At 41.5% G+C, this 15305-nt stretch carries 9 protein-coding genes; all 9 read left to right on the top strand.

Translation table 11 applies throughout. From position 1 onward, the window contains the following. Nucleotides 1–41 precede the first annotated feature (41 nt). The 9 genes from AC1DO4_RS06280 to AC1DO4_RS06240 all read left to right on the top strand — a co-directional run bounded on the left by AC1DO4_RS06280 (nt 42) and on the right by AC1DO4_RS06240 (nt 15301). Nucleotides 42–857, top strand: a complete 816-nt coding sequence (locus tag AC1DO4_RS06280) for an alpha/beta hydrolase (RefSeq protein WP_477413945.1) — start codon at nt 42–44, stop codon at nt 855–857. 17 nt (nt 858–874) lie between these two features. Further along, entirely contained in the window at nt 875–1003 is a 129-nt protein-coding gene (locus AC1DO4_RS06275; protein WP_477413943.1) for a hypothetical protein, read from the top strand. A gap of 94 nt (nt 1004–1097) precedes the next feature. After that, nucleotides 1098–2909: a translational GTPase TypA gene (gene typA / locus AC1DO4_RS06270; protein WP_477413941.1), complete on the top strand. Its 1812-nt coding sequence runs from the start codon at nt 1098–1100 to the stop codon at nt 2907–2909. Nucleotides 2910–3039: 130 nt separating this feature from the next. Continuing rightward, nucleotides 3040–3732: a class I SAM-dependent methyltransferase gene (locus AC1DO4_RS06265; RefSeq protein WP_477413939.1), complete on the top strand. Its 693-nt coding sequence runs from the start codon at nt 3040–3042 to the stop codon at nt 3730–3732. Between the two features lie 47 nt (nt 3733–3779). Further along, complete coding sequence (locus tag AC1DO4_RS06260) at nt 3780–4547, top strand: class I SAM-dependent methyltransferase (RefSeq protein WP_477413937.1); 768 nt, start codon at nt 3780–3782, stop codon at nt 4545–4547. Next, the gene (locus AC1DO4_RS06255; protein ID WP_477413935.1) at nt 4525–5685 is read left to right on the top strand and encodes a glycosyltransferase; all 1161 of its coding nucleotides are present in this window, start codon (nt 4525–4527) and stop codon (nt 5683–5685) included. Before AC1DO4_RS06260 ends, AC1DO4_RS06255 begins: the two co-directional genes overlap by 23 nt. After that, nucleotides 5682–7187, top strand: coding sequence for a lipopolysaccharide biosynthesis protein (locus AC1DO4_RS06250; RefSeq protein WP_477413933.1), 1506 nt, complete (start codon nt 5682–5684; stop codon nt 7185–7187). The genes AC1DO4_RS06255 and AC1DO4_RS06250 overlap by 4 nt, the downstream gene beginning before the upstream one ends. Nucleotides 7188–7217: 30 nt before the next feature. Further along, nucleotides 7218–14306: an Ig-like domain-containing protein gene (locus AC1DO4_RS06245; RefSeq protein ID WP_477413931.1), complete on the top strand. Its 7089-nt coding sequence runs from the start codon at nt 7218–7220 to the stop codon at nt 14304–14306. Further along, nucleotides 14303–15301 (top strand): PorP/SprF family type IX secretion system membrane protein, encoded by a 999-nt coding sequence (locus tag AC1DO4_RS06240; RefSeq protein WP_477413929.1) that lies wholly within the window; start codon nt 14303–14305, stop codon nt 15299–15301. The genes AC1DO4_RS06245 and AC1DO4_RS06240 overlap by 4 nt, the downstream gene beginning before the upstream one ends. The last annotated feature ends 4 nt before the right edge of the window (nt 15302–15305 follow it).

Below are 15305 nucleotides of genomic sequence, written 5' to 3'. Positions count from 1 at the left end.
AAAACATAGCGTACTTTTGTGCCCTTTAAATTTAACATAATATGTATTTGGGCTGGGCTGAAACTGAGATGGTGATAACCGAAAAAAATATAATTGTAACCTCCAAACTGCTTAACAGGGAAGTGATATGTACCCTTTTAATGCCCGATGAGCAGAAAATTGCAGAGCCCCTAAGCCTGCTATTACTAAACGACGGCCAGGAGCTTGAAAACCTACAACTTACACAAACGCTTGAGCAGTTATATAACAGTAACCGCATAAAACCACTACTGGTTGCAGCCATACACGCCGGCGACGAACGCCTGCAGGAATATGGCGTTGCGGGCAAGCCTGATTTTAAAAAGCGTGGTATCAAAGCTGATATTTATACCCGGTTTATTATAACTGAACTGTTGCCACAGATTAAGGAGCAAACCGGTATCAACGATTTTGAAACTACAGCCTACGCCGGTTTTTCTTTAGGGGGATTATCGGCATTTGACATTTGCTTGAATAATGCGGATTTATTTGGTAAGGTTGGGGTGTTCTCGGGATCATTCTGGTGGAGAAGCAAAGATCTTACAAAAGGTTATACCGATAAAGACCGGATAGCTCATACACTTGTAAGAGAAACCGAAGGCAAACCCAACTTGAAATTCTGGCTGCAAACAGGCACCAAAGATGAAACCAGCGACAGGAATAAAAACGGGATCATAGATGCCATTGACGATACCATCGATCTGATTAAAGAACTGGAAGATAAGGGCTATACCCGGCCTGCGGATATACAGTATGTTGAAGTGGTAGGTGGCAGCCATAATACAGAAACCTGGGGTAGGGTTATGGGGAAATTTTTGAGTTGGGGGTTTGGGAGGTAGGGTTTTTATAAATTAGCTTGAATTTACCTGATCGCCACGGCGATCCTTTTTACCGGCTGATAATCTCCCAGGCTATTACCGAAAACCTGATTATTATCTCTGCCAATCAGTACTTTAAAGCCTATCCCGTTACCACCCTTTGGTAATAGAATTGTATAAATCTTTACCCATAACTTGACAACGCTTTAAAATCTCATATATTAACGTTACCTTTGCGCCAAAATCAGAAGAGCATTTTTCATGCAAAAAATAAGAAACATTGCGATCATCGCACACGTTGACCACGGTAAAACCACTTTGGTTGACAAAATTTTACACAGTTGCGCCATCTTTCGTGATGGTCAGGAAACTGGTGAATTAATATTGGACAACAATGACCTGGAACGCGAGCGTGGTATTACCATCGTATCAAAAAACGTTTCGGTAATGTATAAAGACGTTAAGATTAACATTATTGATACGCCTGGTCACGCCGATTTTGGCGGTGAGGTTGAGCGTGTATTGAAAATGGCTGATGGTGTATTATTACTTTGCGATGCTTTTGAAGGCGCTATGCCTCAAACCCGCTTTGTAACTCAAAAGGCTTTAGCTTTAGGCTTAAAACCAATTGTGGTTGTAAACAAGGTAGATAAAGAGAACTGTCGTCCAGAAGAAGTTTACGAACAGATATTTGAATTATTCTTCAACCTTGAAGCTACCGAAGATCAGCTGGATTTCCCGGTTATTTACGGTTCATCAAAACAAGGTTGGATGAGCACCGACTGGAAAAAACCTACTGAGGATATTTTCCCGTTAATGGATGCAATATTAGCTAACATTCCTCCTGCGCCTATAGCCGAAGGGACCTTACAAATGCAGATCACTTCTTTGGATTATTCTTCATTCGTAGGCCGTATTGCTATCGGTCGTGTGGCTCGTGGTACTATTAAAGAAAACCAACCGGTATCTTTGGTAAAACGCGATGGTACTATCCAAAAATCAAGAATAAAAGAACTTTATACTTTTGAAGGCTTGGGTAAAGTTAAAGCTACAGAAGTAAGCTCTGGTGATATTTGTGCAGTTGTTGGTATTGACGGTTTTGATATTGGCGATACAATTGCTGATTTTGAGAAACCAGAGCAACTGGAAGTTATCCATATTGATGAGCCAACAATGAATATGTTGTTCACCATCAATACTTCTCCTTTCTTTGGTAAAGAAGGTAAATTTGTTACCTCGCGCCACCTGCGCGACCGTTTATACAAAGAGATGGAAAAAAACCTGGCGCTTAAGGTTGTTGAAACCGAATCGCCTGATTCATACCTGGTATATGGTCGTGGTATTCTTCACTTATCTGTATTGATTGAAACCATGCGCCGTGAGGGTTACGAGCTGCAGGTTGGTCAGCCACAGGTTATTGTTAAAGAGATTGATGGTGTTAAATGCGAACCGGTTGAAACCCTGATTGTAGATGTACCGGGCGAAGTTGCGGGTAAAGTAATTGAGCTGGTAACACAACGTAAAGGTGATCTTTTAGTAATGGAGCCCAAAGGCGATTTACAACACCTGGAGTTTGATATTCCTGCACGTGGTATCATTGGTTTACGTAACAACGTATTAACTGCTACAGGTGGCGAGGCTATCATGGCTCACCGTTTTAAAGCATATGAACCATGGAAAGGTCAGATCCCGGGCCGTTTAAATGGTGTTTTGGTATCAATGGATACCGGTAAAACTACCGCTTTTGCAATTGATAAATTACAGGATCGTGGCAGGTTCCACATTGATCCGGGAGTTGATGTATACGAAGGACAGGTATTAGGCGAGCACATTCGCGATAACGATTTGGTTATTAACTTAACTAAAGGCAAGCAGTTAACCAACATGCGTGCATCAGGTAGCGATACCAACGTTAGGATTGCACCAGCTATCAAATTCTCGTTAGAAGAATCAATGGAATACATCCAGGCCGACGAATACATTGAGGTAACCCCACAAAGCATTCGTTTACGTAAAATATTCCTTAACGAAAACGAAAGACGGATTAACGCCAAGAGGTTTTCAAACCAATAATTTGGTAGGTAAGTAATTAATATATTGAGCCTCCTGATATTTCGGGAGGCTTTTTCGTTTATTAACCTCCGATGCGGTTTTTAATTATCTTAACGTTTAAAGCTTACAATAAAACTCTTAAATTAGCCGCATGAAAGGCAATGACCGGCTATATCCTTCAATATTTCATCCACGTTACGCATCACTTTCTCAGCTACGGGATAAAACGATAGATACACTAAAAGAGCTTACTATACAGCATAAAAACTTATTATTAGTTGATTTCGGCTGCGGTGATATGCCCTACAGAGAGATCATTGAACCGATGGTGGGCAAGTATTTGGGTGTAGATTTGGAGATGAACCCCAAAGCGGAACATCACATTGGTTTTGACAGCAAAACCACTTTGCCTAATAATTATTGTGACATCGTACTATCTAATCAGGTATTGGAACATGTTGATACCCCACAAGGTTATTTACAGGAAACATTACGCATTTTAAAGCCAGGTGGTTCAGCTATCATCAGCACCCACGGTTACTGGTTTTACCACCCAACACCAAATGATTATTGGCGATGGACAAGTGCTGGCTTGCGTAAAACAATCGAAGTAGCAGGATTTAAAATAAATGTATTTCACGGTTTGTTGGGTTTGTCGGCAAGTGGGTTGCAACTGTTCCAGGATGGAATCTGTGTTAAATTGCCTAAATTTTTGGTTCCTCCATTTGCATTGGTAATGCAGGCCCTTATTAATCTTTTTAATAAAATAAATACACAACAGCAACGCGATCGTGATGCTGCTATATATGTTGTTGTTGTTCAAAAGCCCCTTAATATTATTTAGTAACTTTGTAACCACAAGCATAGCTTTAAATATCTTCTGTATTTGTAATGACTGAGAATCCAAACCGTGAAAATGTAGTGTCTTATTATGATGAGCACGTTAAAAATAAGCTTAACGATTATATTGTAGTTAATCCTCGTATTGAATTTGGTTGGAAAACTATAAAACGTTATGCCCCATCTCGGCCAATGCGCATCTTAGAAGTTGGCTGCGGTATGGGGAATGTTTGCTCACGGATGCGCAAGTATTGGCCTGATGCTGTTATTACCGGTATCGATATCAGCACAATGTCTATCCAGATAGCTCAGAAGCTGTTTGCTGATGATAAACTCTGTTTTAAGGAAAGCATATTAACCCCTGATACATTTGATGAGCAATTTGACCTCATTATATTTATGGATGTATACGAGCATATAGCTGTTGCGGATAGACCCGAGGTTCATGCTGCTTTGGCAAAGTTTTTAAAAAACACAGGACGTATCATCTTAACCGTCCCTACGCCTCATAACCTTAAATGGTCATTGGTAAATAAGCCGGAAACAATGCAGCCGGTGGATGAGCATATATCTTATGAAGTTATAGGCAAATTAGCGGCTGATACCGGTACCGAAGTTATATATTATGAACTTAAAAATGTATGGAATGTAGGCGATTACGCCCACATTGTATTGGAAAAAAATGACAATTTTGAAGCTGCATTTTTTAAACCTAAAGCAGTAACAACAAGGCAGCGTACCCAACGTGTTTTTAACAAAGTGATATATAAATTAGGAAGCTTTTTCCGCAAATATTATGTCCGCAAAAAACTGGGCTAATATGGATGCGCCGTATAATTTATGTATCATAAAGCCAAACAAATCAGCCTTTTCTGAAACATTTGTGCAAGCTCATATCGATCGTTTGGCGGGCAACAAAAAGGTTTTATATGGTGGCGCTTTCCCTGTTTATGATCACGAAAATAAACTGCTTATCCGATCAAAAATTGGCTTGTTAAGCTATCTTATTCAAAAAAGATTTTTTAAGCGTAAAAACATTAAGGTCAGGACGTTAGCCCTGCGGGATTATTTTATTGACCAAAAAATTGATGTTGTTTTTGCTGAATATGGAATGGTTGGTGCCTCGGTTACTGAAGCTTGCCGGTTAGCAAATTTGCCGCTCATCATCCATTTTCATGGTGCCGATGTTTATCACCGCCAAACAGTTGCCGATTATCACGATCTCTATCAAAAAGCTTTCAAATATGGCAGCGCGTTTATAGCTGTATCAGCTGATATGGCTAAAGATCTTATAGAAATGGGCGCGCCGGCCGATAAGGTTTATACTGCATCGTGTGGTATTGATACAAATGCGTTTCCTCTTTTGGATATTTTAGGCTCGGGGAGGGATTTTCTTTTTGTAGGCCGTTTTGTCGAGAAAAAATCCCCGCAATCACTTGTTAAGGCTTTTAAAATTGTCACGGGAAAATATCCGGATGCCCGATTATGGATGGTAGGCATTGGCCCTCTGTTCGAGGATACTAAGAAGCTTATCTCGCAGCTTCAGCTGAACGATAACGTAACCCTTACAGGCGTTTTAAAATCTCAGGAAATACGTGAATTAATGAAAAGGATGCGGGCTTTTGTACAGCATTCTGTAACTGCTGCCAACGGCGATAAAGAAGGTACACCAGTAACAGTATTAGAAGCATCGTCATCAGGTTTGCCTGTTGTTTCAACTCGCCATTCTGGTATCAAAGAAGCTGTTATCGACGAAGAAACCGGGTTTCTTACTGACGAATATGATGTAAAAGGAACGGCACAAAATATGATAAAATTGGCGGCATCCCCTGCACTTGCTGTTAACTTAGGCAAAGCAGGGCGCGATCATATGGTTAAAAACTACGACATTAATAAGCGCATAGCTCTGCTTGATAGTTTGATTCAAAATAGCATAACCCCAAATAGAAGTAAATGAATCTATTACAAAAACAGGGGTTTTTTAATAGCCTGATATTATATGCAGGTACAGCCTTAGGGTTCTTTAATTTGATCGTTTTATTTCAACGGATTTTAAGTATTGAGGAAATTGGTTTTTTTTCATTGATGATAGCTATTTCACTTCTTTACTCACAGATAGCATCATTTGGCATCAGCAATGTTATACTAAAATATCTCCCATACTATCGAACTGCTGATAAGCAACATAGCGGTTTTTCAACTTTTGTACTTATTTGGAGCATAGCTGGTTTTGTGCTTTTTACCTTACTGTTTTTAATATTTAAAAATTCGATTATAGATTTTTATAAAGAAAAAAAGGGATCATCATTGTTAGTAAAATACTTTTATTACTTAATCCCTTTGTCGTTTCTGACAATGGTTTTTTCGGTGTTGGAGAGTATGGCACTTACCGTGTTTAAAAATGTTTTATCTTCATTTCTTCGGGAAGTATTGCTCCGCTTATTCACTCTTGCAAGTTTGCTGTTGGTTTCCGCTGCATTAATTGATTATCATGATTTTTTGTTAATATATATGTGCGCCAATGTAATGGCTGTACTCATTTTGTTTTTGTATATAATCAAAGGTAAAAACTTTAGGTTTGCATGTATAACCCCACAATTATTGGGCGAAAAAAAGAAATTTATTAATTATGGAATTTATACTGTATTAAGTGGAAGCTCATATGTAATGATCCAAAACCTTGATGTTATAATGCTGAGTTTACTTACTACTCAATCATTGAGTTTTGTAGGTATTTATGGTACCTTTTTTAGCATTGCAATGATAATAAGTTTACCTGCAAAGGCCCTTAGTCGTACTTCTTTACAAATTATAGCACAATCATGGGTAACTAACGACCTGGTCAAGATTAATAAAATTTACTATAAAACCTCGGTAGTTCAAATGTCGATAGGCTGTTTGCTCTTTATTGGCCTGGTTATAAACCGATCATTTATTGTTCTGCTGCTGCATAAAGTACAATATGGTAATTATTTTAATGTATTGATAATTGTTGGCCTAGCTTTCCTGGTTGATATGACAGGGGGCTTAAATAATTACATTATGAATTTATCTAAATATTATAGGCTTACCACGGTTTTCATTGTATCGGCAGTTATATTGTGCGTAATCTCAAATTGGATACTTATTCCACAAATTGGCATGATGGGAGCGGCAATTTCTTATTTTACAACCATATTTTTGCTCAATTTTGCATATTGGTTATTTCTTAAAGTAAAATTCAAGCTTCAGCCATTTGGTAAATCCCATGCTTGCATATTTGCCATTTTTCTGGTTTGTTTGCTCATAGGTTTATATTTGCCGGCGTTGAAAAACGTTTATTTAGATATGGCCTATCGTTCGGTTATTATTGGTATAATTTACGTTTTTTTTACGTATTTTTTTGCTGTCTCAGAAGATATAAATATTATATTTGATAAATTGCTAAAACGGGCAAGCAAGCCTGTTTCAGATAATTAAATATGCCAAACGTTATCACGAAAATTCTGCATGAATAAAACCTCTACCAAAGTCCTGCTTTTATTCCTGTTGTTGATAGTTTCCCCGTCTTTATTATTCGCCCAACTTCCGGTAAATACCTGGGCTAAAAATTTTGGTGGTTCTGGCGACAGTAAGTGCACGGGAATGCAGGTTGATAAGCAGAATAATATTTTGATGTGTGGTTACTTTCGCGGTACAGTTGACTTTGATCCTACCACCGGTGTCCGTAATGTATCATCAAAAGGCGACGCGGATATTTATGTAGCAAAATTAGATCCAAATGGTAATTTGTTATGGGTTGCAACGATGGGAGGAAGTGAGCTTGATCAAGCGAATGACCTTTCCCTCGATAAATCGGGGAATGTGGCAATAAGCGGGCAATTTACCTCAACTGATCTTGATGCGAACCCCGACGCCCCTGTCAATTTATTGCAAAGTAACGGAGCCGAAGATGCATTTTTAATTTACCTGGATAGTAACGGTCATTACAAATGGGCCCAATCATTTGGAAGTGATGGCACAGACAGAGGTGCCAATATTGTATTTGACACCAATGATAATCTCATCTTTAACGGATATTATAGCCGTTCAATTGATGTAGGTGGCACAACCTTGAATTCGCCGGGTGGAAGCAACGGGTTTGCGGTAAAATACCAAAATAATGGTAATTTAACCTGGGCTATTGATTTAGGCTCATCAGGAGATGATGCATTCCGGGGGCTTGCTGTAGACAGTAAAAATAATATCATTCTTTCGGGCTATTATAACGGTACTGTTAACTTTGATCCCTTAGGCCCCGGCCGTAATTTGACAAGCGCCGGCGACGAGAGCTTTATTTGTGAATATGGCGCCGACGGTAAGCTAATTTGGGTAAACAGGATATTAGGCTCTCTATATCAAAATGGATCAATCATTTGCATAGATACTAAAGACAATGTATACATGGCAGGATCCTTTGATTCGGGGATAAATTTTGATGCCAGTAATCCCAGCGGTACAATCTTCCCGGCCGGTAACCTTAGTATGTTTATTTCAAAATATACAGGCGCTGGTAATTTTCAATATGCCAAAGTAATTGGCGGGCAAACATCGGGAGCATTTTGCTACCAAATAGCACCTGATGCCAACAATAATATTTATATCACCGGATACTTTAGCGGAACTATTGATTTTAATCCAGACCCAAATGTCGTGGCAAATCTTAATGATAGCGGTCAGCGTGATCTGTTTTTAGGAAAGTATGATGAAAATGGCAATTTTAAGTGGGCCTTTAATGCGGGTAATTCAGGTTGTAGCAGTACATTCGGTATAGAGTTAGATGTTGACAGCCAGAATAATTTATTACTTGGTGGCGCATTTTGCAATACTGTTGATTTTGATCCTTCGAAATGCATTGATAAAAGCTTAACTGCTATTAACAATATTTGCGATAGTTTTATTGCCAAATATTCGCAAACCAGCAGCGCGGGGGCTACCTCAATAATAAGCTCTTTTTCGGTGGCGCAACAAAGTTCACCTTCGCAAATTAACACTGCAAATTCTCATATTACAGTGAATGTGCCCGCTGGTACTAATATTACCGCTTTGGCACCAATAATTGGCGTTACTAATAATGGAACTTTATCGCCGGCATCGGGAACAACCCATGATTTTACCAAACCGGTAAATTATATATTATCAACTAACTGTTCGTTCGTGACCTATACCGTTGATGTTGTTCTTGCTTCAACTCCGCCCCCAATTACCCCTCCATCAACCCCGATGGTGTGCGCTACATCAGGTGCCGATGGTACTACAAACATAAATGGCTCGATAAACACTTATTTCCCGCCGACAAACAACGTGACGTTGGCGGCCGGTAGCAAAACAATAAATCTAACCAAGGTGCCTGCTGTTGATGCCTATGGAAATAATTTTGGTACTGTACCAATTAAATCCGGCGACCTGCTTTTAATTATTCAAACACAGGATGCTACTATAAATTATTCAAATTCCACATTGTATGGCGGTAATATTGCAATCTCGGGACCCGATAATTTGGGCGCTACAGGGTTTACTAATTTAGGTAACAGTGGTAAGTTTGAATATGTAATGGCTACCAATAATGTACCGCTTACAGGTGGTACGTTAAGCTTTACAGGATCAGGTACAGGCGGCGGCTCTGTTTATACTTATACAAATGCCGATGCGAGCACCACGAGGGGGAAGCAATCTTTTCAGGTGATCAGGGTACCTCAGTATGCCAATTTACGCCTTACCTCAAATATTTCGCCCCCACCATTTGATGGCAAGGCTGGTGGTATCATCGCTTTTGAGGTGTCGGGCAATATGGATTTTAATGGTTTTACCATCAATGTTTCTGAACGGGGCTTCCGCGGCGGATATAGCCTGGTTAAAAACGCGGTAACTAACTTATCTGATCTGTATGTAACCTATGCAACAGACGATCGCGCATCTGGAAAAGGTGAAGGGATTGCTGGTACTCCCAGATATGTTTGGGATGGTTTTAATGAGGTGGATAATGTTATTGAGGGTCTGCCCGGTGGTTCTGCCGGGCGTGGTGCACCTGCAAACGCCGGTGGCGGTGGTAATGATACTAACTCTGGCGGTGGCGGTGGCGGTAACGGTAATAGCGGTGGCGTTGGTGCATGGGGCTATGAACCTATTGGAGGCAGTAACCCAAGCGGGGGGAGGCCGGGATCAAAGAGTTATACCGGTAGTCAGCCCGATGATGCCACCAGGCTTATCATGGGCGGTGGTGGCGGTGGCGGGCATGCTAACGATGCGCTAACCGGTGTAAAAGGCGGTGTAGGCGGCGGGATAGTAATTATTAATGCACGTACTATATCCGGCAATGGAACTATATTGGCCAATGGCGCTGCCGGTGCGCCCGGAGTTTATGGCTCCCATCCCGATGGGTCGGGCGGTGGTGGTGCCGGCGGATCGGTGTTTTTAAAAGTTTCAAACCCCAGCGCTACTGCCAATATTACTGTAAATGCTACAGGTGGAAGGGGTGGCAACACAAAAGGCGATAATCCGGCCACAACTGGTGTTCAGCCGCATGGGCCTGGCGGTGGCGGCGGAGGTGGCGTTGTTTTCTATAATGTACCTTCCGGAACTTTTCACAATAATGTATCAGGTGGGCTACCAGGTAAAACCGATAACGGAAATGGTATTACACATAACGCCGCCGCTGGGTTGGCAGGCAAGGCTATTGCGCTCAATGTGACCGCCCTTCCTCCATATTTGCAAAGCGGTACATCCGTTTGTTTTCCGTTATTAACTACAACAATGAATGTAGTAAACCCGGCAACCCCTAAAACAGTGGGCGGTACGGCTACATATACTATTAAAATTGCAAATGATCCATCGGCGGGTAGCGCTGCGGGGGTACAGGCAGATTGTTTGTTACCTTCGGGCTTTACGTTTCAATCGGCCACCGCTACTTATCAGAATGCAGCTGCAGGCGCCACCACTTTGACCAATACCGGGACAGACGTGCGGCCATTGATGGGCGATTTTGTAATACCTGCGGGCGGCTCTGTCACCATTAATTTAACGGTGAAAATAGGGTGTGTTGCCTCTGGTACTTACAATAGCCGTGTGCAAGCGCTTTACCTGGATCCAACCCGTGATTATACAGCCCCTAACCGCCGTATCACCCCTAAAACAAATGCCATTACCGGATCAAACACAACATATAAAACCACAAGCTACGGTGCTGTTGGAGGTACAAACTATAATGGAAGCGCATCAACAAATGAAGATGTTGTTGTAACCAACACCGCAATAAGTAATAATACGATTACTGCAGCTACGCCTGACGTGTTTTGCGTAGCCGGTAACCCAGGGGTAATTTCGGGCAGTACGCCTGTAAGCAGTGGTTCCTTCACGTACCAATGGCAATCCTCCATCAACAATACAACCTTTACAGACATCCCCGGTGCAACAGCAAAGGATTATGATCCTGCTACGTTAAGTGTTACTACATACTATCGCCGGGCAGTAATTTCGGCCAGTTGTGCTACGCCGGTTTTAAGTAACGTGGTTGCCATCACCATACAGCCGGCTCTTTCCAATAATAAGATAACTGCCCCTGCTACTTCGGTATTCTGTGCGGCGGGTAACCCTGTGGCGATAATTGGCAATGTACCATCCGGCGGCGATGGCAGTACTTATACCTACACCTGGCAATCATCTGCAGATAATGTTAACTTTTTTAACATTGCCGGCGCTAATGCAAAGGATTATGATCCGGGTGCAGTAAATGTTACAACTTATTATCGCCGCCTTGTTGTTTCATCTTTATGTACCGTTCCGTTGCCGGGCAATGTTGTAACAATCACCGTTCAACCTGTATTAACCAATAATTCAATTACTGCTCCTATTGCAACTAACTTTTGTGCACCAGGTAATGTGGCCCCAATAATCGGCAGCATTCCATCTGGCGGTACCGGTACTTTTACTTACCAATGGCAAAGCTCAACCGATAATACAACGTTTACAGATGTAGCAGGGGCCACGTCAAAGGATTATGCCCCACCCATACTAAATACTACTACCTATTTCAGGCGTACTGTAACTTCAGGCGCATGTACATTGCCAGCAATTAGTAACCCGGTAACTATAAAAATTGAACCGGCTTTAGCCAACAATACCATATCTGCACCGGCAGCAAACGTATTTTGCATGGCAACCGATCCGGCATCAATAACCGGTAGTACACCAACCGGCGGTACCGGTATTTATAATTACCAATGGCAAACTTCAACTGACAACGTTAATTTCAGCAATATAGCGGGCGCCATTGTAAAAGACTACGATCCGCCGGTTGTGAATACAACCACTTACTTCCGCAGGGCGGTAACTTCCGATGTGTGTACCGTTCCTTCCATAAGTAATGTTGTCAGCATAAAAATTGTAGCTCCGGTTGCTATTACAAACAATATAGTTACGGCTCCGGCTATTGCTGCGTTTTGCACAGGCGGAAACCCAGCTGTTATAACAGGTAACACCCCATCAGGTGGTATTGGTACTTATACCTACCAATGGCAAAGCTCAGTTAACACTGTAACTTTTACCAACATAACAGGCGCTACCGCAATTGATCTTGACCCATCTACTGTTACTGTTGATACTTATTACCGGCGGGTGGCCACATCCGGAAATTGTTTTCCTCCTGTTATTAGCAATATCATTAGCATTAAAATATTACCTGCATTAACAAATAATGTAATAAGCCTACCGGTTGTGAATACCTTTTGTGCAACAGGTAATGCTGCTGCTATAATAGGCAATGTTCCTTCGGGTGGTAATGGAACTTACGTTTACCATTGGCAAAGCTCGACAGATAATATAAACTTTACAGATATAACAGGAGCTACCTCTAAAGATTATGATCCGGCTGTTATATCAACAACTACCTATTATAGGCGCTTAACAACTTCTGGCTCATGCATAGTGCCGCTGATAAGTAATGTTGCAACAATAATCATCAAGGCTGCTATTGCAAATAATACAATAACTGCCCCGGTAATAAGCTCATTTTGCATAGCAGGCGACGCTTCAACAATAACCGGCAATGTACCATTGGGTGGCAATGGTACCTATAGTTACCAATGGCAAAACTCAAGCGATAACATCACGTTTACTAATATAGCAGGGGCCATTGCAAAAAATTACGATCCTCCGGTTATAAACGTTAATGCCTACTATCGCCGGGTAGTAACATCTGGTATCTGTGTTGTGCCTTTATTAAGTAATGTAATAAGCATAAAGATTTTAAGTACGCCGGTTACACCTGTGCCGGTTGATGCTGTACTGTCCGTTTGCCCTGATAACACCACAATATTAATGGTGAGTTCACCTCAGCAGGGTATCGTTTATAATTGGTATAGTTCTATATCAAAAAACAATTTGCTGTTTACCGGCACATCTTATCCAACCGGCAATTTAAGCACTGCCAAAACTTATTATGTGGAAGCTTCAAATGGTACCTGTGCAAGTCCGTTGGCAACGGTGCAGGTAAATATGGCCGCTGTTCCAACTGCTCCGGTATTGGTGAAAAATCCTGTTGCCGTTTGTGAAGGCTCTGCAGCAACGTTAAATATATCAAATTCACAGAATGGGTTTATTTATAATTGGTATACAAATGCCTCTGGTGGTGTGCCCATACACACAGGCATTAGCTTTGTAACGCCAGGGATAGCTTCGGCAACCACTTATTATGCAGATGCTATAAATAGCAGCGGATGTATTTCCGCAACACGTACACCGGTAAATATTGCCACAATATCTCCGCCACTGGTTATTGCACAAGGAACAGCTGTTTGCCCAGGTACCAAAGCAACTCTAACCGCTACAAGCAGCGATGTCAATGCAACGATTTCATGGTATGTGAGTGCCACTGGTGGCATACCCATACATGTCGGAGGTTCTTTTACTACAGAAAATTTAAATTCCACAACAAACTATTATGTTGAGGCTGTAAGCATAGATAATTGCACCACGCCGGTTCGGGTCAAGACTGAGGTAAAAATGCTGCAGCAACTTAATGCACCCATTGTAAGGGTTGATAATACCACCAACTCGAGTATAACTTTTAAATGGGATGCTGTAACGGGTGCTAAGGGCTACCTTGTAAGCGTTGACAACGGCCAAACATTTACAGTTCCAAGTACAGGCAGCGAAAGTTTAAGTCAATCCGTTACCGGTTTGCAGCTTAACCAGCAGGTAACAATGCTGGTGCAGGCAACCGGTGTTTCCGCCTGCCAGCTTAGTGGCAGCTCAACAGCGGTTACCGGTACCGCCATAAGCCAGTTAAAAAACCAGATTTATGTAGCTAATGCCTTTACACCAAATAGCGATGGTAATAATGATATTGTGTATGTGCATAGCGAAAGTATTAAAAGCTTAAGCTTTTATGTATATGACCAATGGGGCGAATTGCTGTTCACTACCACAGATATTAACAAGGGATGGAATGGCTACTACAAGGGCACCAGGGAGCCTGCCGGTGTTTATGTATACTTTGTAAAAGCGATAATGAACGATGGTGCGCAATTGAACAAAAAAGGAACAATTACGCTGTTGCGATGAAGAAATTAATAATAGTAATAACAGTTATACTACAATTTGCAGCAGCAGGAATAGTAAAGGCGCAGGTGGATCCTCACTTTTCTCAATACTATGCTTATCCCTTATGGTTAAATCCTGCGCTTACCGGAGTTTTTGATGGTGATGCGCGTATATCGGGTAATTTTAAAGATCAATGGGCGACAATTCAAAACGGCTTTAGAACGGTAGGCTTATCTGCCGATTTTAAATCTACAGACAAAGTGTCGTTGGGATTTAATGTGATAAACCAAGCGGCAGGCACAGCCGGTTACAATTATTTCGCGGCTTATGGGTCTTTTGGTTATGGCATAACCTTGTCCGATGACGAAAGTCAGCGCTTGCATTTTGGTGTGCAGGCCGGGTTAATAAACCGCAGTTTTGACCCTAATAAATTGCAATTGGATAACCAGTATAACGCGAATAGCGGCTATGATCCCAATTTGCCTAACTTCGAAAATTTCACTAATACACATGCTACCGTATTTGATGCGAGTGCCGGTATATTTTATTACAATGCGGATCCGGTAAATACATCCAATTTTTTCGGTGGTGTTAGCGTAGCACATTTAACCAATGCAAATGACCCCTTTGCTACAGATGGCATTAACAGCAGGCTGCCTATGCGTTTTACTGTTCATGGCGGGGTACGCATAAAGGCGTCCGACTTGTTTGACGTGACCCCGCATGCTATATATATCAGGCAGCAACAAAACCAGATCAGGGCTATAGGGGTTTACTCCGAAGTTAAGTTTGAAGATAACAAGGGGCTTATCTTGGGCGGCATGGTACGTTTACAGGATGCTATTGTAGCCAATGTAGGTTACCATCTCAATAATATGGCTATTGGTTTAAGTTATGATTTTAATACATCAGGTTTAAGGGCGGCTACCGTAGGGCAGGGCGGGTTCGAGTTATCTGTGAGCTATATTTTCAGTCATGTGCCGCTAAATCCATCACGGGTTTGTCCACGGTTTTAAATCA

The organism is Mucilaginibacter sp. P5_A6, from assembly GCF_056400585.1.
The sequence above is the reverse complement of the archived record's forward strand: the minus strand, read 5'-3'. Positions and strand labels throughout refer to the sequence as shown.